The sequence below is a fragment of the Streptomyces sp. R-07 genome (genome assembly GCF_049913175.1).
Lineage (GTDB): Bacteria > Actinomycetota > Actinomycetes > Streptomycetales > Streptomycetaceae > Streptomyces.
The window spans coordinates 4439774-4464933 of sequence record NZ_CP183978.1 but is presented as its reverse complement, the minus strand read 5'-3'; the positions used below and the strand labels follow the sequence as shown (position 1 = coordinate 4464933).

General features: G+C 71.0%; 24 protein-coding genes. 6 read left to right on the top strand and 18 right to left on the bottom strand.

The genetic code is table 11. The annotated features are described in order from the left end of the window. Window positions 1–60 precede the first annotated feature (60 nt). On the top strand, window positions 61–738 hold the full coding sequence (locus ACN9M0_RS20460; RefSeq protein ID WP_366039938.1) for a TetR/AcrR family transcriptional regulator: 678 nt from the start codon (window positions 61–63) through the stop codon (window positions 736–738). On the opposite strand, the gene ACN9M0_RS20455 is transcribed toward ACN9M0_RS20460, so the two are convergent. After that, entirely contained in the window at window positions 692–1978 is a 1287-nt protein-coding gene (locus ACN9M0_RS20455) for an amino acid permease (protein WP_399695727.1), read from the bottom strand. The two genes, ACN9M0_RS20460 and ACN9M0_RS20455, sit on opposite strands and share 47 nt — an antisense overlap. Before the next feature lie 202 nt (window positions 1979–2180). On the opposite strand from ACN9M0_RS20455, the gene ACN9M0_RS20450 reads away from it, so the two are divergent. Continuing rightward, on the top strand, window positions 2181–2309 hold the full coding sequence (locus tag ACN9M0_RS20450; protein WP_366039937.1) for a hypothetical protein: 129 nt from the start codon (window positions 2181–2183) through the stop codon (window positions 2307–2309). A gap of 27 nt (window positions 2310–2336) precedes the next feature. Here the strand turns inward: ACN9M0_RS20450 and ACN9M0_RS20445 are convergent, their stop codons facing one another. The 4 genes from ACN9M0_RS20445 to ACN9M0_RS20430 all read right to left on the bottom strand — a co-directional run bounded on the left by ACN9M0_RS20445 (window position 2337) and on the right by ACN9M0_RS20430 (window position 4210). Next, on the bottom strand, window positions 2337–2753 hold the full coding sequence (locus tag ACN9M0_RS20445) for a hypothetical protein (RefSeq protein ID WP_366039936.1): 417 nt from the start codon (window positions 2751–2753) through the stop codon (window positions 2337–2339). Window positions 2754–2842: 89 nt separating this feature from the next. Continuing rightward, a complete protein-coding gene (locus ACN9M0_RS20440) occupies window positions 2843–3472 on the bottom strand; it encodes a LysE family transporter (protein ID WP_366039935.1) in 630 nt (209 codons plus the stop codon). Continuing rightward, window positions 3469–3795, bottom strand: a complete 327-nt coding sequence (locus ACN9M0_RS20435) for a DUF2087 domain-containing protein (protein WP_366039934.1) — start codon at window positions 3793–3795, stop codon at window positions 3469–3471. The genes ACN9M0_RS20440 and ACN9M0_RS20435 overlap by 4 nt, the downstream gene beginning before the upstream one ends. Window positions 3796–3913: 118 nt before the next feature. Continuing rightward, window positions 3914–4210 (bottom strand): hypothetical protein, encoded by a 297-nt coding sequence (locus tag ACN9M0_RS20430; RefSeq protein ID WP_366039933.1) that lies wholly within the window; start codon window positions 4208–4210, stop codon window positions 3914–3916. A 233-nt stretch (window positions 4211–4443) separates the two neighbouring features. Here ACN9M0_RS20430 and ACN9M0_RS20425 point away from each other — a divergent pair, with 233 nt between their 5' ends. Next, window positions 4444–4887: a cytidine deaminase family protein gene (locus tag ACN9M0_RS20425; RefSeq protein ID WP_426404005.1), complete on the top strand. Its 444-nt coding sequence runs from the start codon at window positions 4444–4446 to the stop codon at window positions 4885–4887. Between the two features lie 200 nt (window positions 4888–5087). Here the strand turns inward: ACN9M0_RS20425 and ACN9M0_RS20420 are convergent, their stop codons facing one another. Next, complete coding sequence (locus ACN9M0_RS20420) at window positions 5088–5624, bottom strand: GNAT family N-acetyltransferase (RefSeq protein WP_426404004.1); 537 nt, start codon at window positions 5622–5624, stop codon at window positions 5088–5090. 251 nt (window positions 5625–5875) lie between these two features. Here ACN9M0_RS20420 and ACN9M0_RS20415 point away from each other — a divergent pair, with 251 nt between their 5' ends. Continuing rightward, a complete protein-coding gene (locus ACN9M0_RS20415) occupies window positions 5876–6760 on the top strand; it encodes a hypothetical protein (protein ID WP_426404003.1) in 885 nt (294 codons plus the stop codon). A gap of 21 nt (window positions 6761–6781) precedes the next feature. On the opposite strand, the gene ACN9M0_RS20410 is transcribed toward ACN9M0_RS20415, so the two are convergent. Then, on the bottom strand, window positions 6782–7111 hold the full coding sequence (locus ACN9M0_RS20410) for a deoxyxylulose-5-phosphate synthase (protein ID WP_363269526.1): 330 nt from the start codon (window positions 7109–7111) through the stop codon (window positions 6782–6784). Between the two features lie 145 nt (window positions 7112–7256). Beyond that, window positions 7257–7829 (bottom strand): TetR/AcrR family transcriptional regulator, encoded by a 573-nt coding sequence (locus ACN9M0_RS20405; protein ID WP_366039929.1) that lies wholly within the window; start codon window positions 7827–7829, stop codon window positions 7257–7259. A gap of 144 nt (window positions 7830–7973) precedes the next feature. Between ACN9M0_RS20405 and ACN9M0_RS20400 the strand changes: the two genes are divergently transcribed. Beyond that, the gene (locus tag ACN9M0_RS20400; protein ID WP_426404002.1) at window positions 7974–8963 is read left to right on the top strand and encodes an aldo/keto reductase; all 990 of its coding nucleotides are present in this window, start codon (window positions 7974–7976) and stop codon (window positions 8961–8963) included. Window positions 8964–9115: 152 nt separating this feature from the next. Here the strand turns inward: ACN9M0_RS20400 and ACN9M0_RS20395 are convergent, their stop codons facing one another. The 4 genes from ACN9M0_RS20395 to ACN9M0_RS20380 all read right to left on the bottom strand — a co-directional run bounded on the left by ACN9M0_RS20395 (window position 9116) and on the right by ACN9M0_RS20380 (window position 12586). Then, a complete protein-coding gene (locus tag ACN9M0_RS20395) occupies window positions 9116–9856 on the bottom strand; it encodes an alpha/beta hydrolase (protein WP_366039927.1) in 741 nt (246 codons plus the stop codon). 256 nt (window positions 9857–10112) lie between these two features. Further along, window positions 10113–10898, bottom strand: a complete 786-nt coding sequence (locus ACN9M0_RS20390) for an ABC transporter permease (RefSeq protein ID WP_426404001.1) — start codon at window positions 10896–10898, stop codon at window positions 10113–10115. Continuing rightward, window positions 10895–11866: an ATP-binding cassette domain-containing protein gene (locus tag ACN9M0_RS20385; protein WP_426404000.1), complete on the bottom strand. Its 972-nt coding sequence runs from the start codon at window positions 11864–11866 to the stop codon at window positions 10895–10897. The genes ACN9M0_RS20390 and ACN9M0_RS20385 overlap by 4 nt, the downstream gene beginning before the upstream one ends. A gap of 54 nt (window positions 11867–11920) precedes the next feature. Beyond that, window positions 11921–12586, bottom strand: a complete 666-nt coding sequence (locus ACN9M0_RS20380; protein WP_426403999.1) for a DUF4097 family beta strand repeat-containing protein — start codon at window positions 12584–12586, stop codon at window positions 11921–11923. Between the two features lie 271 nt (window positions 12587–12857). Between ACN9M0_RS20380 and ACN9M0_RS20375 the strand changes: the two genes are divergently transcribed. Then, the gene (locus tag ACN9M0_RS20375) at window positions 12858–13637 is read left to right on the top strand and encodes a GbsR/MarR family transcriptional regulator (protein ID WP_366042845.1); all 780 of its coding nucleotides are present in this window, start codon (window positions 12858–12860) and stop codon (window positions 13635–13637) included. On the opposite strand, the gene ACN9M0_RS20370 is transcribed toward ACN9M0_RS20375, so the two are convergent. The 6 genes from ACN9M0_RS20370 to ACN9M0_RS20345 form a co-directional block, all read right to left on the bottom strand. Further along, complete coding sequence (locus tag ACN9M0_RS20370) at window positions 13606–17277, bottom strand: amino acid adenylation domain-containing protein (RefSeq protein WP_426403998.1); 3672 nt, start codon at window positions 17275–17277, stop codon at window positions 13606–13608. The genes ACN9M0_RS20375 and ACN9M0_RS20370 overlap by 32 nt on opposite strands. 504 nt (window positions 17278–17781) lie before the next feature. Then, window positions 17782–18447, bottom strand: a complete 666-nt coding sequence (locus ACN9M0_RS20365) for a maleylpyruvate isomerase family mycothiol-dependent enzyme (protein WP_399701036.1) — start codon at window positions 18445–18447, stop codon at window positions 17782–17784. Window positions 18448–18453: 6 nt separating this feature from the next. After that, entirely contained in the window at window positions 18454–19857 is a 1404-nt protein-coding gene (gene ahcY / locus ACN9M0_RS20360; RefSeq protein WP_399701033.1) for an adenosylhomocysteinase, read from the bottom strand. Beyond that, a complete protein-coding gene (metF, locus tag ACN9M0_RS20355) occupies window positions 19850–20713 on the bottom strand; it encodes a methylenetetrahydrofolate reductase [NAD(P)H] (protein ID WP_426403997.1) in 864 nt (287 codons plus the stop codon). Before metF ends, ahcY begins: the two co-directional genes overlap by 8 nt. Then, a complete protein-coding gene (gene metH, locus ACN9M0_RS20350; RefSeq protein ID WP_399701029.1) occupies window positions 20710–24180 on the bottom strand; it encodes a methionine synthase in 3471 nt (1156 codons plus the stop codon). The genes metF and metH overlap by 4 nt, the downstream gene beginning before the upstream one ends. Continuing rightward, complete coding sequence (locus ACN9M0_RS20345) at window positions 24177–25160, bottom strand: carbohydrate kinase family protein (RefSeq protein ID WP_366040676.1); 984 nt, start codon at window positions 25158–25160, stop codon at window positions 24177–24179. The genes metH and ACN9M0_RS20345 overlap by 4 nt, the downstream gene beginning before the upstream one ends.

Genomic DNA, 25160 nt, shown 5'->3' with positions numbered 1-25160 from the left:
CCAAGCTCAGCCCAGCTCACCACAGCTCGCCCCAGCTCACCACAGCTAAGGAACGCCCCCATGGGATCCGACACCCACGACGCCGACGCGATCGACGAGTACGGCATCCCGATCATCCCGGACCCCGCCGACGCCGCCTCGCGGAAGCGGCAGGCGATCATCGACGCGGCGCTCACGGAGTTCCTCGCGGAGGGGTACTCGGCGGCCTCCATGGACGCGATCACCCGCGGTTCCGGCGTCTCGAAGGCGACGATCTACAAGCACTTCGGCAGCAAGGAACGCCTGTTCCTCGCCGTCATCGGCGGCGTCCTGCCGAAGACGTACGCCGACCTGGAGCCCTCCAACTCGACGATCGCCGACGCCCCCGACCTGCGGGCCGCGCTCGTGCGGCTGACCACGGACTGGGCGCGGATCCTGCTGCGCCCCGACATCATGTCGCTGCGCCGCCTGGTCATCGGCGAGATAGACCGCTTCCCGCAGCTCGGCCAGCTCTGGTACCGGGTCAGCTACGACATGAACAACGGCCCGCTGATCGAGGCCTTCACCGAGCTGAACGCGCGGGGCGCCCTCGACGCGCCCGACCCGGCGCTCGCCGTGCAGCAGCTGGTGGCGGCGACGGTGGGCGTGCCGCAGCTCGTCCGTACCTTCTCCCCCGACGCCGAGATCGACGACGCGGAGCTGACGCGGGTGATCAGCTCGGGAGTGGATCTGTTCCTGGCCCGGTACGCGCGTTCCTGAGGCTCCGGACCCACGCGAGGACCAGCAGGGCGAGGGCCCAGCCGCCGGTGGTGAGGAGCTGGGTACGGCTGGCGGCGTCGCCCAGCATGAAGAGCAGCACCCCGCCGATGGAGGCGAGCGCGACGGCGGCGCGCGCGGAGGGCCCGTGCAGCCGCAGGTGGGAGGCGGCGATCAGGGCCCAGACGAGCAGGATCGCGGCGCCGATCGAGTTGAGCAGGAACGGGAAGACCGTACGCGGCCAGACCATGCTGAGCACGACCGAGACGAACCCGAACGCGGCGGAGGCGAGGACGGCGGCGTACGGGACGCCCGACCGCGCGAGCCGGCCGAGGGCGCGGGGCGCGTCGCCGCGTCCGACGAGGGCGTAGAGCATGCGCGAGGAGCCGTAGATGTTGGCGTTCATGGCGGACAGCAGCGCCACGAGGACGACGGCCTTCATGAGGTCGGCGGCACCGGAGATGCCGATCCGGCCCATGACGGCCGCGTACGGGCCGTCGGCGACGGCCGGATCGTTCCACGGGACGAGGGCGACGATCACGGCCATCGAGCCGAGGTAGCAGACCGCGACGCGCCACATCACGGCCCGGACGCCCGCGCGCACGGCGCGGACGGGGTCGTCGCACTCGGCGGCGGCGATCGTCACGGTCTCCAGACCGCCGAAGGCGAAGACGGCGGCGACGACCCCGACGGCGACGCCGTGCCAGCCGTGGGGAAGGAAGCCGCCGTGGTGAAGGAGATGCCCGACGCCGGGCGAGGGGGCCCCGGGCATCAGCCCGACGACCACGACGGCGCCGAGCAGCAGAAATCCACCGATGGCGGCGATCTTCAGCCCGGCGAACCAGAACTCCAGCTCGCCGAAGTTCCGTACGCCGGCGAGGTTGCTCGCGGTGAACACGCTCATGAAGACGGCCACCCACACCCAGCCGGGCACGGCGGGCAGCCAGCCGCCGACGATGTGGGCCGCGGCGACGGCCTCGGCGGCGACGCTCACGACGAGCAGCGCCCAGTACATCCACCCCGCGAGCAGCCCGGCCCACGGACCGAAGGCCGTCCGCGCGTGCTCGGCGAAGGACCCGGTCACGGGACGGGCGGCGGACATCTCCCCGAGCATCCGCATCACGAGCACGGTCAGGACCCCGGCCAGCGCGTACGCCACGAGGATCCCGGGCCCGGCGGCGGCGATCCCGACCCCGGACCCGACGAACAGCCCGGCCCCGATGGCCCCACCCAACGCGATCATGGCCAGATGCCGCTGCCGCAGCCCAGCCCCGAGTACCCGCCCTGTCACGATTCCCCCCGAAATTCAGACGACCAGCCCAGGAGCCTGACGCCTGCCCCCACCCGACGGCAAGCCGGTCCCGCGCGCTGAGACGTCCCGGGAATCGGGGAAGGGGGGGACGGGACGCCTGGAGGGCCCGTGTCTCGGGTGGCCGCCGTCACCGATGGACATCCTGATCGCGCTCACCGCCGAGCAGCACCGGCTGACCCTGCTGCACGTGGACGACGACGTCGCCGCCATCGCCAAGGTGCGGCCCGGCATCGACATGGTCCGGCTGCTGCCCGACGCCTGACGGCCGCGCTTTCCGCCGCCCTGAGGGTCACCCGGCGCGGGAGCGGGAGACCTCCGCGGGACGGCGTCCGAACCAGAGGCAGAAGACGGCTGCCACCGCCGATGAGAAAGCGGCCAGGACGAAGGTGGGGGCGAGGTCGTCGTCCGGGTAGTGCGCGCCCACGGCGCGCGCGGTCGCCGGGTCGTCCGCGGCGACCTCGAGCGGGACGGCGAGGCCGACCCGGGCCTGTCGTCGCAGGTCCGGGTCGAGGAGGACGTCTCCCGTGCTGGTGCGGTAGGTGCGACCGCCGACCACGTACGAGATCTCGTACGAGAACTGACCGTTCTTGGTCTGCGGGACGGCGCGGGTGATCTCGCCCTCCACCCGCACGGGTGCCGCGTCGATCCGCGCTCCGGCGCGGAACTGCCCGATGGCTCTTTCCCCGAAGAACACGAGCAGCAACAACGCTGCTGCCGTGCCTCCGAGTTGGACCCATCTGTGCCGTCCCCCAGGAAGCATCACCGCTCCGTATTAGGCCCGACGGCCGCCCCGCGTCAACCCTGCATCACCAGCCTCACCGCGAGCACGACGATCAGCGTGCTCGACGCGAGGGCCGTGCCGAGCCGGCCCCGGGCGCCCGTCAGGGTCCGGCCGAGGAGGGTGCCGCCGAGGGCGAGCAGGAGTTGCCAGCTCGCCGAGGCGACGAGGGCGGCGAGGACGAAGGCCGTGCGGTCGGGCAGCGTCTCGGGCGCCGAGGGGCCCGTGGCGAGGATGAGGGCGGCGAAGTAGATCACCGTCATGGGGTTGAGGATCGTGATGCCCAGGAAGGTCGCGTACGCGCGGGCGGGTGTCAGGGCCGTACCGTCGTCGCGGGACGTGAGGCCTCCGTCCCGGTACGCGGCCAGGGCGCCCCCCGCGGCCCGCAGGGCCAGCACGGCGAGCACCACGGCGGACGCCCACCGCAGCGGGGTCATCACCGGGGCGAGGACGGGAACGAGCGCGGAACCGCCCGCCACCGCGAGCAGGGCGTAGACCCCGTCGGCCGTGGCGACGCCGAGGGCCGCACCGGCGCCCGTACGCCAGCCGGCACGGGCCGTGACGGCCACCAGGTAGGCGCCGACCGCGCCCACCGGGATCGCGATGCCGTAGCCGGCCAGCAGGCCGGCCACCACCGCGGCCGTCACGCGACGGCGGGGATCGCGCCTCCGGGGGAGCCGGGCTGCTGCTGTCGGCGGTAGTCCGCGCCGTCCTTCGTACGGGAGAGGAAGCCGCCGATCACGAGGTAGCGGCGCAGCGCGGAGAAGTCGTCGTGCACGGCGCGCAGGGCCTCGTTGACCTCGGGCTCACGGTAGGTCCGGTCCGCCTCGAAGAGGGTCGCGGCGAGGTGCGCGAGCAGCGCCTCGCGGCGCGCGGGCTTGCGCGGGATCGCCTTGAGGCGCCCGTCGACGGAGAACAGGTCCGCGACGGGGCGGGGCTCCGCGACGGGGCGGGAAGGATGACTGGTCATGCCGGAGAGCCTGGCGCCACCGCACCCCACCCCGCAAAGGATTTTCCCCTCACCTCACTTGGGCTGGGGTGCCGCACGAGGACGTCTCACTTGGGCTCGGGTGCCGCACGAGGACGTCTCACTTGGGCTCGGGCCGCACCATGATGTTCACGGCCTGCTGGACGCTCGGCATGATCGACGGGGTCCCGGTCCGCTCGAAGATCGGCCGGGCCTTCTCCACGAATGCCAGGAAGTGCTCCTCCGTGTCGAAGAAGTCCACGATCCGCCACCCACCCGTCCCGTCCGGCCCGGACGCGTGCGCGATGAACCCCTCCGGCGGAAACCACTCGGCGGCCTGGATCAGCCGCGTGGTCGCCTCGTACTGCTCCTGGGTCCCACCGGGAATCTCGACGGTGACGATGACGCCCTTGGCCATGGTCGCGCTCCTGTACGTACGGGATGGGTCTCCCACCCAGCAGACCAGCGCCCACCGCCCCCCGCACGGCGACGGGCCCCGAACGAGCGACGGTCCGGCCGCCCCCTCGAAGTGTCAGAACGAAGACCGGGACGGCGTCCCCGGCCTGGCGGAACAACCACACCGCCGATATCCGCTTGCGATCCCTGGTCACGCGGGTCAACGTCGCCTGACACCCGACGAAGGCAGAGAAGATGACCACGCAGATCCAGCACGTCGACCACGAACTCATCCAGGCCGCGGCCGACGTCGCTCGGACCCGCTGCCGGGGCGACAACCACACCATGGCAGCCGCGGCCCGCGCGCAGGACGGCCGGATCGTCACCGCGGTGAACGCCTACCACTTCACGGGGGGCCCGTGCGCTGAGCTGGTCCTCATCGGTGCGGCAGCCGCCCAGGGCGCCTACGAGCTGGACACCATCGTCGCCGTGGGCGACCGCGACCGCGGGGTTGTTCCCCCGTGCGGCCGGTGCCGTCAGGTCCTTCTCGACTACTTCCCCGCCCTCAAGGTCATCGTCGGCGAAGGCGATCGCATCCGAACCGCGCTCATCACTGACTTGCTGCCCGCAAGCTACGTCTGGGCCGACCACCAGATCGAGTCCGAGGAGACCGCGCCGCTCACCACGGACGCCGGCTGACAGCAGGGCGAACCTTGCCTGATGCGGCACTGGTACCGCGTCAGGCAACGTGTGCCCCGCGGGTGACAGCGACGGCTACCTGCACGATGACGAACAGGCACGGGCATGGCTCGCCGAGCTGAGGAAACGCCGAGCGATGTGAACCGGCCGCAGCGCCGTCCCGGGGTCCGGGCGATCAAGGGAGTTGCCAGGACGAGGCATCAGACGGTCGGCAGGCTCTTCATGAGGACGATGCTGTCGTAGTTCGTGACGTCCCACCGCCAGGTTCCGATCGGCGCGTACCCGCGTCGGTGGTACCAGTCGACAAGCTCTGTGGCCTGCGAGGAGGTATCGATGACGACCTGCGTCGAGCCAAGAGCGGCGATCCGTGACTCGGCGAGCGTCAGCAGTCGCTGTCCGAGTCCAGTGCCTCGTTGTGACGGTTCTACCGCCAGTTGCCAGAACGAGCCGCCGCCTGCCGCGGGGGCGGGATATCCGGGCGGAGTGGAGTGCGGAGCCGACACGGTGATCGTGCCGACTATCGCGTTGCCGTTCACCGCGACCCAGCACTCGCCTTTGCTCAGGCGGTGCTGTGTGTCCTCGGCGAATTGGTAGGAGGCGAAGAAGACCCGCCCGGCGGCGGCGTGATCCGCGTACGCACGGTGGAGCAAGAGAGTCAGCTCCTCCACCGAATCGCCGTCGCGGAAGCGTCTGACCTGGACCGTCGCTGAGGTACTTGCTGTCGAGTCTTCGTTCATCCCCGTAGTCAAGCGCACTCCTGCGTTGCGTCCGGCTGGTGCTGTGGCTCGCCTTTGAGCCGGGTCGAGTCCGTTGCGGCGGCGGTGTTCGCCGTACCGGACATGACCCCAGCAGAAGGCACAGGGGTTCTTCGTACGGTGTGTCGGTCTGGACATGTTTTGCGCGGTACGTTCGCGCAAAACGGCCCCCGTCGATGACTGCGAACCATCGGCAGGGGCCTCAACCACCAGTGGAAGGCACTAGTTCCACCGTGATCTACCGGCACTTTAACGCGCCCTCTCGCGCCTTCACCCAGTTCTCGCACGAGATCATCCGGCACCCCCGGCTCGGCTCCGACGCCGTTCGGCTTCTGACCTGGCAGCTCTCCCTCCCCCAAGGCGCCCGCGAGTCCCTCTCCCGCACCGCCGAACGTGCCCGCATCGGGGCATGCGCCTTCACCCGCGCCAAGCGGCAGCTCAAGGAGGAAGGCTTCGTGCACGAGCGGCGCGTGCAGATCGGCGGTGGACGCTGGGTCACCCAACAGCTCGTCTCCAGCTCCCCCTTGACCGCCGAACACGCCGCCAAGCTTCTCGCCGGGGCCCCCGTGCCACCCGTACAGGCCGCACCGAGTCCCCGGAAACCGGCCGTCGGTGCCCCGGTCGTCGACCAGCCGGTGCCCTCGTCGACCGACGGTCATCCAAAGAAAGACCCTGCCGAAGACACCTCCAACCTTCCGGCCGACGCCGAGGCCGAATCCGAGGAGTCCCCCCGCCTCGAAGAGGCCCGCGCCCTCGTCGGCGCCCTGCCGCTCCTCTCCCCTGCCCTCCGGCACATCCCACCCGGCATGCGCGAAGAACTCGCCCGACTCGCCGCCCGCTGGCTCGACGCCGGCCACACCTCCACCGACATCCACGAACACATCCAACGCTGCCTGCCCGGCACCGGAACGCCCGTACACCGGCCCGGCGGACTCGTCCGCTACCTCCTGCGCGACGTACCGGCCCGCTCCCTGCCACCCCAGCGCACATCCGACGAGTCGATCTCCGCGCGGCTCCGAGGTACCCGCGAGTGCACCGGCGACCACACCCAGACGACACTCTTCCGACCCGTCGCGGACGAGACGCTCTGCACCGCCTGCGTACCGTCCATCCCCTAGGGTCTGGCCCTCCGATCAGGACTACGGCAGCTCGTGGCGCACCAATGCGCGCGCGAACGGTTCACCGGTCCTTCGCGCGTATGCCATTCGCTCGCGCACCTCGCTGAGTGTGCGCGGACGATAGCCGGGGCCGCCACAGCAACTCTTGTGGAAGCGGACACCTGCATTCAGAAGTACCGACAGGGTCCGCCAGGCAGCAGTGTCACGCCGCCGCGGTGTTGCGAAGGCGGAACCCACATGGATCAACGGCTCGGCACAGCGCGGGCAGAGCCGGTCGTGGTCACCGAGGTAAGGCTGCTTGTAGGAGGCCCGGCAAGGCAGGCAGACGTAGGAGGTCTTCGCGTGGGCCATGCCGGCCACAGTACGGGCCGTCCGGGACGAACTCGACCTGATTTCCATGGCATTCAGCGAGATCGAGGGGACACTCCCCGGGCCCTGCCCAGGGTGTAGTCGGTCCTCCAGCGGTCCGGTCGCACCCCCTCATCGTTTGCCGGGGTCAGGGGCGCGGGCGGCAGCCGTCGAAGACGACTTCGAGGGTGCGGTCCCTCAACTCGGCTCCCCACTGGTTGCGTTCCGCCGCCAGGCATACGGCGCCCAGCAGGGCCAGTAGTTCGGGCATGCCCAGGTCCGCGCGCACGGCACCCGCCCGTTGGGCGCGGACCAGGAGCGTCTCGACGGCGTTCCGTACCGCGGCGCCGACCTCCGACATGCCCGCCTTGACGTCGACCCCGGCATCGGCGAGGGCGTCTGCCACGGCCTTCATCCGGGACGCGTTGGTGACGATGTCGGTGAAGAAGCCGAAGAACGCCGCACCCGCGTCCGCCGCCTCGATCAGGGCGGGCAGGTCCTCGACCAGGCGCTCCATCCGGCCGACGAGGATCGCCTCGTGCAGGGCCTCCCGGGTGGGGAAGTGCCGGTAGATCGTGCCGAGGCCGACACCCGCCTCCTGGGCGACCGCTCTCATCGACGCGGTGACCCCGTCCCGGGCGAGGACGGCCTCGGCCGCCTCCAGGACGCGCGCCTTGTTGCGCCGGGCGTCCGCGCGCAGCGGTTTGTCCTGCTCGGTCATGCCTTCTCCCGCCCTCCGGCTCGTTGACATACGGAACAGCTGTTCCGTATCTTCCAAACGGAACGCGTGATCCGATTCTATCGAGCGCGCTCCCGCCGCATCCGACGGGAGCAGACGAGAGCAGACGAGAGCAGGGGGTCGCAGATGGACTACGTACGACTCGGCGCCTCGGGCCTGAAGGTCTCGCGGGCCTGTCTGGGAACCATGAACTTCGGCCCCGCCGGAGGGGTCGGGGTGGGCAGTTGCGAGGAACCCGAGGCCCGGCGCATCGTCGACGCCTTCCTGGATGCCGGACACCACGTCATCGACACCGCCGACGCCTACACACGCGGCGAGTCCGAGCGGATCGTCGGCCGGGCCGTCAAAGGCCGGCGTGACTCCGTCGTCCTCGCCACCAAGGCGTTCCTCCCCCAGGGGCCGGGCGCCAACGACAGAGGACTGTCCCGAGCCCACCTGACCCGGGCCCTCGACGCCAGCCTGCGCCGGCTCGGCACGGACTACGTCGACCTCTACCAGTGCCACCAGTGGGATCCCGACACCCCGATCGAGGAGACCATGGCGACCCTCGACGGCTTCGTACGCTCCGGAAAGGTGCGTTACCTCGGCTGCTCGAACTTCACCGCCGCCCAGATCGTGGAGTCGCAGTGGGCCGCCGAACGCGTCGGCGGCACACGGTTCGTCAGCTTGCAGCCGCAGTACTCGCTGCTGGCCCGCGACATCGAGGCGGAGGTCCTGCCGACCTGCGAACGGCACGGACTCGGGACCCTGACCTGGTCACCCCTGGGCGGCGGCGTCCTGACCGGCCGATACGCGCGCGGAGGGAGCCCCGACCGGGACTCGCGGATCGGCCGGCTCCTGGCCTCCCCCTCGCCGCTCGCTCGCGCCTGGGCCGAGGAGTTGCTCACCGAGCGGAACCTGGCCGTCGCCGCCGAGGTGGCGTCGATCGCCACGGCCCTGGGGACGACCTCGACCGCCGTGGCCCTCGCCTGGGTCCGCCGGCGACCGGGCGTCACCTCCGTCATCATCGGGCCTCGTACGACCGACCAGCTCACCGACAACCTGGCGGGCTTCACCCTGGACCTCCCCGCCGATGCGATCGACAGACTCGACAGGACGTCCGCCGCCCCTCGATGAGCCCGGTCGGCGGTGAGGCGCGGCAGCGCGGCGCATCTCCAGCGCCGCGACTGCCGGCCTTACGGGCGCGGGCTTACGGCTTACGGCTTACGGCTTACGGCTTACGGCTTACGGGCCCCGGGCTTACGGGCCCTGGCCTTACAGCCCCGGCCTTACTTCAGGTGTCGGGTGAAGAACCGGGCCGCTGCGTCCCCCGCGTGCTGCGGGACGCCGGTGTGACCGCCCATGTTGGCGTGCAGGGACTTCTCCTTGGAGCCGAAGGCGTCGAACAGGTCCAGGGACGCCTGCCGGTCGTTGCCTTCGTCGTCCCACTGCAGCAGGACGTGCAGCGGAATGGTGACCTCGCGGGCCTCCTCGAACATGGCGCGCGGCACGAAACTCCCGGCGAACAGGACGGCGGCCGCGATGCGCGGCTCGACCGCCGCGAGGCGGACGCCGATGGAGATCACTCCCCCCGAGTACCCGACAGGGCCTCCGATCTCGGGCAGCGACAGGAGGGCGTCCAGGACGGTCTGCCATTCCGGGACCGCCTTCTCGACGAGCGGGAGGACGAGGGCGTCGATGATCTCGTCGGTGACCGGCTCGCCGGCCTCCATGACCCGGCGCAGGTCGGCGCGGGCCTGCTCGGCCTCGGCCCAACGGGGCCGGACACCGCTCCCGGGGAGCTCGATGGTGGCCGAGGCGAAGCCGTCCGCCGCGGCCTGCCGGGCCCGCCCCACCAGCCGGGGGTACATCTTGTCCAGTCCGAGCGGGGGGTTGCCGAGCAGGATCAGCGGCGCCGGTGCGGACGCGGATGCGGACGCCGGCGTCCACAGGATGCCGGGGATCTCGCCGAGGGTGAACGCGCGCTCGACGACGCCGTCGTCGAAGCGCTGCTCAGAAGTGAAGTTCATGGTCGTGCCTTTCGGGAGTGCACTTGAACGGCGCTCCCGGACGACCTATCGCCCGACCGTGACCCCGGAGGGGAGCACCCATGTCGAAACTGCGTTCACGGGTACCACCTCCTTGTTCTCTCGCACGGCTTTCGGCAGGTTAACAGGGGCCGCGGTGGTCTCCAACGGGTTTTCGGCGGCACCGCGAAGGCCCGTCCCCTGCCACCCGGTCGGGTGGTGGTGACGGGCCTTCCCAGGGGTCCGTGCCTCATCTGCGTCACTTGGCGTCCCGGTTGAACACCGCCTTCGACCAGAGGTAGCCGAGGGTGGTGAGGGCGAGGCACCAGGCGAGGGCGAGCCAGCCGTTGTAGCCGATCTCGGTGCCCAGGAGGAGGCCGCGGAGGGTTTCGATGGCGGGGGTGAAGGGCTGGTACTGGGCGATGGGCTGGAACCAGCCGGGCATCTGGTCGACGGGGACGAAGGTGCTGGAGATGAGCGGGAGGAAGATCAGCGGCATCGCGTTGTTGCTGGCGGCCTCGGCGTTGGGGCTGACCATGCCCATGCCGACGGCGATCCAGGTCAGGGCGAGGGCGAAGAGGACGAGGAGACCGAAGGCGGCGAGCCATTCGATCGCGGTGGCGTCGGTGGAGCGGAAGCCGATGGCGACGCCGACCGCGCCGACGAGGACGACGCTGATCACGGACTGCAGGACGCTGCCGATGACGTGGCCGGTGATGACGGAGCCGCGGTGGATGGCCATGGTGCGGAAGCGGGCGATGATGCCTTCGGTCATGTCGTTGGAGACGGAGACCGCGGTGCCGATGGTGGTGGAGCCGATCGTCATCAGGAGCAGGCCGGGGACGAGGTAGGCGATGTAGTCGGAGCGGTCGCCGCCGCCGATGCCCGCGCTCATGGTGTCGCCGAAGATGTAGACGAACAGCAGGAGCAGCATGATCGGCGTGAGCAGCAGGTTCAGGGTCAGCGAGGGGTAGCGGCGGGCGTGCAGGAGGTTGCGCCGCAGCATCGTCGACGTGTCACGGACGGCGAGGGACAGGGTGCTCATCGGGCGTTCTCCTTGGACTGCGCGGGGACGGTGGGGGCGGCGGTGCCGGTGGTGGCGGTGAGGGCGAAGAAGACGTCGTCGAGGTCGGGGGTGTGGACGGTCAGTTCGTCCGCCTCGATGCCGGCGGAGTCCAACCGGTCGAGGATCGTGCGCAGTTCGCGCTGGCTTCCGTCGCTGGGCAGTTGCAGCGTCAGCGCCTCGTCGTCGCGTCCGGCGTCGTGGAGCGTGGTGGCGGCGGTGCGGTAGGCGTCGGGGTCGGTGAAGCGGAGGCGGATGTGGCCGCCGGGGACGAGGCGCTTGAGTTCCTCCGCCGTTCCCTCCGCGGCGATCTCGCCGTCGTGGAGGACGGCGATGCGGTCGGCGAGCTGGTCGGCCTCCTCCAGGTACTGGGTGGTGAGGAAGACGGTGACGCCGCCGGTGACGAGTTCGCGGATGATCTGCCACATGTTGTGACGGGAGCGGGGGTCCAGGCCGGTGGTCGGCTCGTCGAGGAAGATGATCCGCGGGCTGCCGACCAGCGTCATCGCGATGTCCAGGCGGCGCTTCATGCCGCCGGAGTAGGTGGACGCCGGCTTCTTCGCCGCCTCCGTGAGGTCGAAACGCTCCAGGAGTTCGGCCGTGACCCGCCGCCCCTCCCTCTTCGACAGGTGGTTCAGGTCCGCCATCAGGAGCATGTTCTCCTCGCCCGTGATCAGGCCGTCGACGGCCGAGAACTGGCCCGTCACACCGATCGCGGCGCGCACCGCCTGGGGGGCGGCGGCCAGGTCGTGGCCCGCGACCCGGGCCTGGCCGCCGTCGGCGGTGATCAGCGTGGAAAGGATCTTCACGGCGGTCGTCTTGCCCGCGCCGTTCGGACCCAGCAGGGCGAAGATCGTTCCCTCGGGGACGGTCAGGTCGATGCCGTCGAGGACGGTCTTGTCGCCGTAGGACTTACGCAGCCCGTTCGCCGCGATAGCCGGGGTGGTCATGGTGGTTGCTCCTCAGGGGCTGCGTGTCGGGGGAGGGGGACCGGGGTTCGCCGGTCAGATGCTGCGGGCGGTGATGTCGCCGTACGCGGTGGTGGCCTGGACGGTCAGGCCCGGGGTGCCGTCGTTCCGGAGGGAGTTGGCGACGCGGCCGTACGCGGTGCCGGCGTCGAGGGAGGCCGAGACGCCGGTGGCGGCGCCGACCTCGATGTCGCCCTTCTGGGTGCTCAGGACGACCGTGCCGCCGGTCGCCTCGGCGATGCGGATGTCGCCCCGCGCGGTGCTGATCTCCGCGGAGCCGGCCAGTCGGCCGATCTCGATGTCGCCGTCGGTCGCGGTGAGTCGGATGCTCGCGGCCTCGGCGATCGCGATCTGGCGGTACGCGCCCTCGAAGGTGATGTCGCCGAGCCGTCCGGCGCTGCGGAGTTCGGCGGCGGCGGCACGGGCCTCGACGCGGGAGCCGGCGGGGAGCTGGACCGTCACCTCGATGGAGCCGGTGTTGCCGAGGATCCCTTCCTTCGTCTTCGGGACCTCGATCCTCAGGACGCCGTCGGTGTAGGCGACTTCGGTGCGCTCGGCCGTCTTCACGTCGCGGCTCCTGGAGGGGTCGGCGGGGAGGATCTCGACCGTGGTGTCGGCCCGGTCGGCGGCGATGAGCCGGATGCGGCCGGCGGGGACGGCGAGGACGGTGGTGATCGGGGCGGTGGTGTCGAACTTCTGCACGGTGCTTCTCCTTGGTCGTAGCGGGCGGTTGTTCGCCTCGCTGTTTCCGATGAGGGAAAAGCTACGTTGCGTTCGAAGATCCGGCAAGCACTTCATTGCGTGAAACCTACATATCTGCAGGTCAGTTAAGGGATTTCATTGCAATGGTTTCTCGTCTAACGCAACACGCCCACCTCAAGCCGTTGCAATGAAATGCCGGTGAACGCTATGCTGACGGCACAACGGCCCATGGACGACGGCCCACGGCCCACGGACCACGAAGGAGACCGCGATGCCGGGAGGCAGACTCACCCAGCCCGAACGTCAGCAGATCGCACTGGGACTGGCCGACGGCCTCGCGTACGCGGAGATCGCCCGACGTCTCGACCGCCCGACCTCGACCGTCACGCGCGAGGTCATGCGCAACGGCGGCCCCACCGGCTACCGCGCCGATCTCGCCCACCGCGCCACGGAGCACCGCGCCCACCGCCGCAAGCCGGCCGCTCCCCGGGGAACCGCCGCCTCCCCGCAGGAACACGGGCGTGACGCCGAGGCCGTGCGCGCGTACGAGGAGACGTTCACGACCGTCATGATGGCCTCGGGCATGCCCAAGATGATGGCCCGCGTGATGGCCAGCCTCACGCTCGCCGACGCGGGCAGCCTCACCGCGTCCGAGCTCGCCGAGCGCCTCCAGGTCAGCCCGGCGTCCGTCTCCAAGGCCGTCGCGTTCCTCGACGGCCAGGGCCTCATCCGGCGGGAGCGCGACGACCGCCGCCGCGAGCGCTACACCGTCGACGACGACGTCTGGTACCAGTCGATGATGGCCTCGGCCCGGGCCATCGCGCAGATCGTGACGACCGCGCGGGAGGGCGTCACCGTCTTCGGCTCCGAGACCCCGGCCGGCAACCGCCTGGAGAACGTCGCCCGCTTCCTCGACTTCGTCTCCGAGAGCACCGCCCGCGCCGCCGAGCAGGCCCGCGCCATCCTGCACACGAAACCCCCGGCCGCCCCGGACTCCCAGGACGGCACGGGGGAAGGTGTCACAGCCCCAGGCGGTAGCGGATCTTCTTGACGAGCTCCGTCAGGTCCGGCTGGCGGAGCAGGCTGTAGTGGTCCGCGTCCAGGTCCACGATCGTCGGAGGGCGCGTGGACCAGCCCGTGGCGTTCTCCAGGAACGAGTAGTCGTCGCCCTCGGCCTTGAAGAGCGTCACCGGGCACCTCACCTGCCGCTCCGTCAACTCGCGGAAGGTGTACGTGAACTCGAAGGTCTCCTCGACGATCGCGACGATCCGGGAGATCAGGTCCGGGTCCAGGGACGGGAAGCGCTCCGCGACGTACGCCACGAAGCTCTCCCGGTCATCGGCCCGCACGCCCGCGTCGATGGCGCCCGCGAACACCGAGTACAGGATGGTGACGAACGCCGGGTTGTCGTACGTCGCGCCGCCCGTCTCCGAGGAGCGGACCTTCGGGGAGCCCGGGGCGATCAGGAAGAGGTTCTCCACCTGCTCCCCCGCCGCCTCCAGGAGGTGCGCCGACTCGAAGGCCACGCGGGCGCCGAAGGAGTAGCCCCACAGGGTGTACGGGCCGGTGGGCTGGCGGCGGCGGATCGCCGCCACGTCGGCGGCGGCCATCTCGCGGATGGTGGCGTACGGCTCCTCGCCCCGGTTGATGCCGTGCGCCTGCACCCCGTAGAACGGCCGGTCGATGCCGATCTCCTCGGCCAGGTGCCGCAGGTTCATCGTGTAGCCGCCGAGGCCCGGCCAGCAGTACACGGGCGACTGCGCGCCGGCCGCGTGGAGCCGTACGAGACGCGACGCGGGGGTGGCGGCGGCGCCGTCCAGCCGGTGGGCGAGCTTCTCGATCGTCGGACGCTCGAAGAGGATCTGGAGCGGCAGCGACGCGCCGAACTCGCGGTTGGCCTTCGTCACCAGCGCGACCGCGATCAGCGAGTTGCCGCCGGACTCGAAGAAGTCGTCCAGGACGGAGACCGCCTCGACCTCCTCGTACTTCAGCGCCGCCGCCCAGATCTCCGCGAGCCTGCTCTCCGTACGCGTACGGGGCGGGACGTGCGGGCGGCCGTGCAGGCCCGCGTTGACCACGGCGAGGTCGGCGAGCGCCTTCGCGTCCACCTTGCCGTTCGCCGACAGGGGCAGCCGGTCGAGGACCACGACCCGGTTCGGGATCATGTAGTCCGGCAGGTGGTGCACGAGGTCGTCGCGGATCATCTCCGCCGGGCCCTTCATGTGGACCGTGTCCTCGTACATCCCCTCGCTCAGCCGCTGCTCCTCACTGACCCGGCCGCCGACGAAGAAGTACGAGGGGCCGGTCTCCCGCCCCGCCGCCGTCAGGATCTCGTCCGCACGGCGGGCGGACGGCAGGGGGTGGCCCGACTTCGAGCTGTAGCCGGAGGACATGAACCCGAGGCCGTGGCCACCGAGCTGGAGGCGCTGGAGGGCCCGGCCGAGGTCGACGTACGCGCGGTCCGTCTCCGCCGTCCGGCTGACCACCGTGATGCCGAGCGATGCCCGCTCGTACACCGCCTGGTTGATCGCGATGACGTGCTTCTTCTCGACGAGGGAGGCGGAGACGGGTGTCAACTCGCCCTTCTCGTAGGCGTACTGGGCTTCCGGGAGGTCCCGGATCCGGTCCCCGTGCGCCTGGACGTAGACGTCCACCTCCGGGTCCGTCCTCGCCCCCTCGTCGTACGGGACCACCTCCCAGGACGCGTCCCCGCAGGGCCTGACGTCCAGGCCGTAGCCCGGCAGGACCTCCTCGAAGAGGCCCACCATGTGGCCCGTCTCGATCTCCAGGACCTCCTGGATGTTGTTCCGGTAGACCGGCTCGATCGCCGACCGCTTGCCCCGGAAGCCGAGCCGGAGCCGCGGTGCCCCCGTGGCCGGGAGCGCCTCCGTCAGGTACAGGCGGTGGCGGACCGGGTGGTAGTAGTACGTGCCCGGGTCCAGGCCCGCGATACCGCGCGCCTCCACGTACAACTGCGTCGCGTACAGCGCGCCCGGAGACGCGTAGCCGTACTTCGGGAGCAGGCGCTCCTCGCTCGTGAACTGGCCGAACCACCGAAGGAGTTCGCCGAGATCGGCCGCGGTGAGGCTGCCGACCGGCCGGGAGCCGACGCCCTCGGGGCGGCGGGCCAGGGCCGCGAGGACGTCGGCGCGGGTGACCTCGCCGCCCTCGTAGAAGCGGTACGTCTTGCGGGCGAAGACCGTACGCCGCATCCGCCCGGTCGGCGTGGCCCCCGGGAGCTGGACCACCGGGCAGCCCGCGAGCTCCGCGTCCTCGCGGGTGCCGGCGTTCGAGAGCTGGGCCTTGACCTGGAGCTTCGACTCCTTGGACTGGTGGTGGGCACCGTGGTTGCCCTGGTCCATCAGGGCCGCCTCCTTCGGCGACAGCTCCACGCAGGCGACGAGGTTCTGGAAGCCGGTGCGGGGCTCGTTCTTCACGATGACCGCCGCGTTCCTGACCCAGTCGTGGTTCTCGATCGCGAGCGCGATCTCGTCCAGCTCGACGCGGAAGCCGCGCAACTTGATCTGGTTGTCCGCACGGCCCGCGAACTGGACGGTTCCGTCCTCGTTCCAGTGCGCCAGATCGCCCGTCCGGTAGAGACGCTCGCCGGTGTCGGTGGTGAGGAACTTCTCGGCGGTGAGCTCGGGACGGTCCAGGTACCCCCGCGCCACCTGGACCCCGCCGATGCACAGCTCGCCGTCGCGTATGTGGAAGGTCGTGTCGTACGCCGGTCTGCCGATCGGTAGCGCGGCCGGACCGCCGGCGTCCGCGACCGTCGCGCGGTCCACCGTGTGCGAGGAGGCGTTGATCGTGCACTCGGTGGGGCCGTAGAGGTTGATCAGTTCGGTGGCCGGCAGCTCGGAGAGGAGCTGCGCGGCGAGGTTCCTGGAGAGGATCTCGCCGCCCGAGTACACGCGCTGGAGGGTGTCGCAGGTCCCCAGGCGCTCGGTGTCGACGAGAGCCTGGAGCAGCGTCGGCACGCCCTGGAGCATGGTCGCGCCGTGCTCCCGGACCGCGTCGATCAGGCCCTCGGGGTCGCGGTAGACACCCGGCGGGCCCACGGCGACACGGGCTCCGACGGCCGGGGCGAGGATCTCCCACTGGGCGGCGTCGAAACTCATCGGGGTCTTCTGCAGGACCACGGCGTCCGGGCCGAGGTGATGCTCCGCCGCCATCCAGCGCATCTGGGAGACGATCGAACGGTGTTCCACCATGACGCCCTTCGGCCTGCCGGTGGAGCCGGAGGTGTAGATGACGTAGGCGAGGTGGTGGGGGGCGGCGGAGGGGGCGCTCTGCCCTGGAGGCACGTCCGTGAGGGTGACGACGGTCGTGCCGGGCGGGGCGAGGTCGGTGACCCGGTCCCGGAAGCGGTCCTGGGTGACGATGACCTTCGCCCCGCTGTCCTCGATCATGTAGCGGACGCGTTCCTCGGGGTACTCCGGGGAGAGCGGGACGTACGCGCCGCCCGAGAGGACGACGCCCCAGATGCCGGTCATCAGGTCGAGCGACGGCTCGACGTGCACGCCCACGCGGGCGTCGGGGCGTACGCCGAGGGCCTGGAGGTGGGCGGCAAGGGCGTCGGCGGCGTCGTACAACTCGCGGAAGCCGAGCGACTCGTCGCCGAAGGCTACGGCGGGGTGGTCGGGGCGCGCGGCGACGTGCGCACGGAGAAGCCGGTCGAGCGTGAACATGCGGGTCCCTTCTGTCTGGGGCCGCGCGATGGCGGCACCTGAGCTCGCCGCCGCCCACCGGCCGCTGCGGGCAGCGCCCACGCCGGCCCCCGGCCCGGCCGCGCCCGTTGTGGGCGGCGCCCACGCCGGACCCGGGCCCGGCCGCGCCCGTTGTGGGCATTCGTTCCGCTGGGGCGGAACGGGTGGGCACAACGGACGGCGCCCGTTGCCGGGCCTAGGCTCCCGCGCCCTGACCCGCACCACGTTGTGCGGCGCTCCTGGGGTGCGGGTCCAGGCACGGAAGGCGGAGGCGCCCGCAAGGGCGCCGTCCCGTGTGCCCACCCGTCCCGCCCCAGCGGGACGATTGCCCACACGGGCGGTGGTTGCGGCCCCGCCACCGGGGAGGGCGGGAACCGCCCCGTGGGCAGGGGCCCGCCCCGTGGGCAGGGGCCCGCCCCGTGGGGCGGAGGCCCGCGGGTGGAGGCCCCGCGGGCGCGGGGGTCGCTGGGCGTGGCCCGGCGGTGGTCAGCGGTAGATGAGGAGTTCTTGTTCTGTGGCGCCTCGGAGGTCGTAGCGCGTGCGGACCAGCGGCCGGCCCGAGTAGATCCGGATCAGGGTCGCCGCGTCGCCGGAGAAGCGGGCCGCCGGGCGGCCCTCGACCTCGTTGCCGAGAGAGACCGAACCCTCCCGGCCGGCCAGGTCGCCGATCAGGCGTGGGGTCTCCCGGCGGCGGCTCGTCACGGACAGCAGCGGGAGGGCCAGGTCGAGGGCCGCGCCGCAGTACGCGCCGGGTTCGCCGAAGGCCTCCCGTACGTCTCCGGCGTGGACCCATTCGCCGAGGGCGACCGCGTCGAGCCGGCCGTCCTCGCGGTCCGCGATGACCGGGCCCGCCTCCGTCAGGCCGCGTTCGAGTTCGTCGAGGATGCGGCCGATGGTCCAGTCCTCGCGTTCGGCGACGTCGCAGGCGTTCGCCTCCGGCAGGAACACGCCTTCTTCGAGCCGTCCCTCGACGATCCGGACGAGCGCCGCCCCGCAGTGGGCGAGGACCTGCCGGGCCGTCCAGCCGGGGCATGCGGTGCGGAGCTCGTACGCCTCCTCCGGTGTGCGCCGGAGGAGCGGCATCAGCAGGTCCCGTTCCGTACGGAGGAGCCGGTCCGGGAGCCACGGGTCACGGATGTCTTCGGTACACATGCCGGCTCAGTAGCGGTAGTGGTCCGGCTTGTACGGGCCCTCCACCGGGACCCCGATGTACGACGCCTGCTCGGGCCGGAGCGTCGTCAGGCGGACGCCCAGCGCGTCCAGGTGGAGGCGGGCGACCTTCTCGTCCAGGTGCTTCGGCAGCACGTACACGTCCGTCGGGTACTCCTCGGTCTTCGTGAAGAGTTCGATCTGCGCGAGGGTCTGGTCCGCGAAGGAGTTCGACATCACGAAGGACGGGTGACCGGTCGCGTTGCCCAGGTTGAGGAGCCGGCCCTCGGACAGCACGATGACGACCTTGCCGTCCTCGAACGTCCACGTGTGGACCTGCGGCTTGACCTCGTCCTTCACGATCCCGGGGATCCGCGCGAGGCCGGCCATGTCGATCTCGTTGTCGAAGTGGCCGATGTTGCCCACGATCGCCTGGTGCTTCATCCGGGCGATGTCGGACGCCATGATGATGTCCTTGTTGCCCGTGGTCGTGATGAAGATGTCGGCCGTCTCCACCACGTCGTCCAGGGTCGCGACCTGGTAGCCGTCCATCGCCGCCTGGAGCGCGCAGATCGGATCGATCTCGGTGACGATGACGCGGGCACCCTGGCCCCGCAGCGACTCCGCCGACCCCTTGCCGACATCGCCGTAACCGCAGACCACGGCCGTCTTGCCGCCGATCAGGACGTCCGTCGCCCGGTTGATGCCGTCGATCAGCGAGTGCCGACAGCCGTACTTGTTGTCGAACTTCGACTTCGTCACGGCGTCGTTCACGTTGATCGCCGGGAAGAGGAGCTCCCCCTCACGGTGCATCTCGTACAGACGGTGGACACCCGTCGTCGTCTCCTCCGTCACCCCACGGATCGACGCGGCCATCGCCGACCAGTCCAGGGCCGTGTTCTCCAGGAGAGCACGCACGACGGCCATCTCCTCGTTCGACGCCTCCGGAAGCGCGCCGGTCTTCTGGTACTCCACACCCTTGTGGACCAGCAGCGTCGCGTCACCGCCGTCGTCCAGGATCATGTTGGGACCGTCGGCGCCGGGCCAGGTCAGGGCCTGCTCCGTGCACCACCAGTACTCCTCCAGGGTCTCGCCCTTCCAGGCGAAGACCGGGATCCCGGCGGCGGCGACCGCGGCCGCCGCATGGTCCTGCGTCGAGTAGATGTTGCAGGACACCCAGCGGACCTCGGCGCCGAGCGCCACCAGCGTCTCGATGAGCACGGCCGTCTGCACCGTCATGTGCAGCGAGCCGGTGATCCGCGCACCCGCCAGCGGCTGCGCCTCCGCGTACTCGCGGCGGATCGACATCAGGCCCGGCATCTCGTGCTCGGCGAGGGTGATCTCCTTGCGGCCGAAGGCGGCCAGCGAGATGTCGGCGACCTTGAAGTCGGAGAAGGCGGTGGTGTCAGACATGGGCTGCAACTCTCCTTGCGCTGAGGATGGTTCGGTGGATTTCCAGGGCCGCCGTCGACCTGTTGAGCGTGATGTAGTGCAGGCCCGGCGCGCCCTCGTCGAGCAGGCGCAGGCCCATCCGCGTCGCGTGCTCGACGCCGATGCGGTACGCGGCGGCCGGGTCGTTCTTCGCCGCCTCCAGGCGGTGCGCGAGGTCTTCGGGGAAGGCCGCGTCCGACAGCTCGGCGAAACGCCGGATCTGGCGCACGTCGGTGGCGGGCATGATCTCCGGGATGATCGGGGTGTCGCAGCCGGCGGCGGCGACCCGGTCCCGGAGGCGCAGGTAGTCCTCGGGGTCGAAGAACATCTGCGTGATGGCGTAGTCGGCGCCCGCCCGGCACTTGGCGACGAAGTGCGCGAGGTCGCTCCCCGCGTCAGGGGATCTCGGGTGGCCCTCGGGGAAGGCCGCCACGCCGATTCTGAACTCGCCCAGCGAGCGGACCAGTTCGACGAGTTCACTCGCGTAGCTGAAGCCCTGCGGGTGCGGGGTCCACGCGCCGCGCGGATCGCCCGGCGGGTCGCCGCGCAGCACGAGCACGTCCCGGACGCCGGCGTCCGCGTAGGCGCCGATGATGGCCCGCAGCTCGGCGACCGAGTGCCCGACGGCCGTCAGGTGGGCGACGGGCCGCAGGGTGGTCCCGGTGACGATCCGCTTCGTGACGTCGATGGTCCGGTCGCGGGACGAGCCGCCCGCGCCGTACGTCACCGACACGAAGTCCGGCTTGAGGGCCTCCACGCGGCGGATCGCGTCCCAGAGGGTCTGTTCTCCCTTGTCGGTCTTCGGCGGGAAGAACTCGAAGGAGAAGGTGGGGTTCACAGGCGTCGGCCTCCCGCGTTGAAGTAGCTCGCCTCCGGGTGGTGGACGACGATCGCGTCCGTCGACTGCTCGGGGTGCAGCTGGTACTCCTCCGACAGCTCGACCCCGATCCGCTCCGGCCGGAGCAGCGCGGCGATCTTCGCCCGGTCCTCCAGGTCGGGGCAGGCGGGGTAGCCGAGGGAGTAGCGGCAGCCCTGGTACTCGGTGCGCAGCATGCCCTCCAGGCCGGCGGGCTCGGAGGCTCCGGCGATGCCCCAGTCGGAGCGGACGCGGGCGTGCCAGTACTCGGCGAGGGCCTCCGCCAACTGGACGGAGAGGCCGTGGAGTTCGAGGTAGTCGCGGTAGGCGTCGGCGGCGAAGAGCCGGGCCGTCTCCTCGCCGATCCGTGATCCGACGGTGACGACCTGGAGGGCGACCGCGTCGACCTCGCCGGAGTCCTCGGCGCGGTGGAAGTCGGCCAGGCAGAGGCGGCGGCCCCGCTGCTGGCGGGGGAAGGAGAAGCGGGTCCGCTCGCCTCCGTCCTCGTCCAGGACGAGCAGGTCGTCGCCCTTGGACACACAGGGGAACCAGCCGTACACGACGGCTGCTTCGACCAGGCCCTCGCGCTCGATGCGGTCGAGCAGCGCCCGCAGTCGCGGGCGGCCCTCCGCCTCGATGGTCCCGGCGTCCTTGAGTCCCCACTGACCTTTGAAGAGGGCGGTCTCGTCGAGCCAGGGGGCGTACTCGGCCAGCGGGATGTCCTTGACGACCCTGGTCCCGAGGAAGGGGGGCTCGGGTACGGGGTTGTCGGCGGCGACGTCGGAGCGGCCGGCGGGCTCGGGCTCCCGGACCTCCACCAGCGGCTCGGCGCGCTTCGGCACCCTGCGCGGTTTCAGTTCCGGCAGTACGGCTCCGGGGACGCCGCGCTTGACGCCCATGAGGGCGTCCATCAGGCGCAGGCCCTCGAAGGCGTCGCGGGCGTAGCGGACCTCGCCCTCGTACAGCTCGTGGAGGTCCTGCTCGACGTACGCCCTGGTCAGGGCGGCGCCGCCGAGGATCACGGGGAACTTCGCGGCGAGGCCCCGGCCGTTCAGCTCCTGGAGGTTCTCCTTCATGATGACCGTGGACTTCACGAGGAGGCCGGACATGCCGATGACGTCGGCGTTGTGCTCCTCGGCGGCTTCCAGGATCGCGGAGACCGGCTGCTTGATGCCGATGTTGACGACGTTGTAGCCGTTGTTGGAGAGGATGATGTCGACGAGGTTCTTGCCGATGTCATGGACGTCACCACGGACGGTGGCGAGGACGATCGTGCCCTTGCCCTCCGCGTCCGACTTCTCCATGTGCGGTTCGAGGTGGGCCACGGCCGTCTTCATGACCTCGGCGGACTGGAGCACGAACGGCAGCTGCATCTGGCCCGAGCCGAACAGCTCGCCCACCGTCTTCATGCCGTCGAGGAGCACGTCGTTGACGATCTCCAGGGCCGGGCGCTCGGACAGGGCGGAGTCGAGGTCCGCCTCCAGGCCGTTCTTCTCGCCGTCGACGATCCGCCGCTTGAGCCGCTCGTCGAGCGGCAGGGCGAGGAGCTCCTCGGTCTTGCCGGCCTTGAGGGACTTCGCCGTCGCTCCCTCGAACATCTCCAGGAAGCGCTGGAGCGGGTCGTAGCCCTCCCGGCGCCGGTCGTGGATGAGGTCGAGCGCGACCTCGACCTGCTCCGGCTCCAGGCGGGCGATCGGCAGGATCTTCGAGGCGTGGACGATCGCCGAGTCCAGGCCCGCCTTCACGCACTCGTCGAGGAAGACCGAGTTCAGCACGATCCGGGCGGCCGGATTGAGGCCGAAGGAGATGTTGGAGAGACCCAGCGTGGTCTGCACGTCCGGGTGGCGGCGCTTGAGCTCGCGGATCGCCTCGATCGTGGCGATGCCGTCGCCCCGCGACTCCTCCTGACCCGTGCAGATCGTGAAGGTCAGGGTGTCGATGAGGATGTCCGACTCCCGGATCCCCCAGTTGCCCGTGAGGTCCTCGATGAGCCGCTCGGCGATCGCGACCTTCGCCTCGACCGTCCTGGCCTGGCCCTCCTCGTCGATCGTCAGCGCCATCAGCGCCGCGCCGTGCTCCTTCGCGAGCGTCGTGACCTGGGCGAACCGCGATTCGGGCCCGTCGCCGTCCTCGTAGTTGACCGAGTTGACGACCGCGCGGCCGCCCAGCTTCTCCAGGCCGGCCCGCAGCACGCCCACCTCGGTGGAGTCGAGGACGATCGGGAGCGTCGACGCGGTCGCGAACCGCCCCGCCAGCTCCGCCATGTCCGCGGCGCCGTCCCGGCCCACGTAGTCCACGCACAGGTCGAGCATGTGCGCGCCCTCGCGGATCTGGTCGCGGGCCATCTCGACGCAGTCGTCCCAGCGGGCCTCCAGCATCGCCTCACGGAACTTCTTCGAGCCGTTGGCGTTGGTCCGCTCGCCGATCGCCATGTACGCGGTGTCCTGCCGGAACGGCACATGGCTGTACAGGGAGGACGCGCCGGGCTCCGCGACCGGGCTCCGGTCGAGCACGGCCGCGCCCCGCACCCGCTCCACGATCTCCCGCAGGTGCTCCGGGGTCGTCCCGCAGCAGCCGCCGACCAGGGCGGGCCCGTACTCCCGTACGAACCGCTCCTGGGCGTCGGCCAGTTCGGCCGGCGACAGCGGGTAGTGGGCGCCGTCGGAGGTCAGCACCGGCAGGCCCGCGTTCGGCATGACCGAGATCGGGATCCGGGCGTGCCGGGACAGGTGCCGCAGGTGCTCGGCCATCTCCACCGGGCCCGTGGCGCAGTTCAGGCCGATCATGTCGATGCCGAGCGGCTCCAGGGCGGTGAGCGCCGCCCCGATCTCCGAGCCGAGCAGCATCGTGCCGGTCGTCTCCACCGTGACCTGCACGATCACCGGCAGGTCCACGCCGACCCAGTCCAGGGCCCGACGGGCGCCGATGACGGCCGCCTTCGTCTGGAGCAGGTCCTGCGAGGTCTCGATGAGCAGGGCGTCCGCGCCGCCGCGGATCAGGCCCTCCGCGTTCTGCTGGAAGGCCTCGCGCAGCGGCTCGTACGTGACGTGGCCCAGGGTCGGCAGTTTCGTGCCGGGTCCCATGGAGCCGAGGACCCAGCGGGGGCGCCCGTCGGCGGCGGTGTGCGCGTCGGCGGAGGCGCGGGCGATCCGGGCGCCGGCCTCGGACAGCTCGTACACCTGGTTCTCGATGCCGTACTCGGCGAGCGCGGCCAGGTTCGCCCCGAAGGTGTTGGTCTCGACGCAGTCCACGCCGACCGAGAAGTAGGCGTCGTGGACGGAGGCGACGATGTCGGGGCGCGTGAGGTTGAGGATCTCGTTGCAGCCCTCCAGCTGCCGGAAGTCCTCCATCGTCGGGTCGGCGGCCTGGAGCATGGTGCCCATCGCGCCGTCGGCGACGACGACGCGCGTCGCGAACTCCTCCCTGAGCGACCGCCGGGCCTCGCTCATGACAACCCCTTCAGATGGGTGACGAGCGTCGCCGTGCAGCCGACGCCGTACGTCGTCCTGATCCGGTCCAGGAGGGAGTCCCGGTGCAGCCGGTACTCCTGCGTCCCCACGTAGTCGAGGACGGTCGCCGCGACCGCGCAGCCCAGCTGCGCCGCGCACCGCTCCGGCACGCCCCACAGCGTCCCCGCGAGGAACCCGGCCCTGAAGGCGTCGCCGACGCCGGTGGGGTCGACGACCGAGGGGACCTCCACCGCCGGCACGGCCAGCGGGTCCCGGCCCTCGCCGCGGATGCGGACGCCCGCCTCGCCGTGGGTGGTGACCCAGGTGCCGACGCGGCGCAGCACCTCCTCCTCCGGCCAGCCGGACTTCTCCAGGAGGAGCGCCGTCTCGTACTCGTTGGTGAACAGGAACCGGGCCCCGTCCACCAGCTCCCGCACCTCTCCCCCGTCGAGCCGCGCCAGCTGCTGCGACGGATCGGCGGCGAAGGGGATCCCCAGGTCACGGCAGGTGCGGGTGTGCCGGAGCATGGCCTCGGGGTCGTCCGGGGAGACCAGGACCAGTTCCAGGCGGCCGGTGCGCGCGACGACCTCGCGGAGGTCGATCTCGCGCGCCTCGGCCATCGCCCCCGCGTAGAAGGTGGCGATCTGGTTCTGGGCCCGGTCGGTGGTACAGACGAAGCGGGCGGTGTGGAGCGACTCGCTGACGCGCACCGAGTCGGTGTCCACACCGTGGCCCTTCAGCCAGACCCGGTACGGCTCGAAGTCGGCGCCGACCGCGCCCACGAGGGCGGGCCGCAGGCCGAGGACGCCGAGTCCGAAGGCGATGTTCGCTGCCACTCCGCCGCGCCTGACCTCCAGGTTGTCGGCGAGGAACGACAGGGAGACCCGGTCGAGCCGGTCGGCGAGCAGCTGCTCGCTGAACCAGCCGGGGAAGGTCATCAGATGGTCGGTCGCGATGGACCCCGTGACAGCGATGCGCAT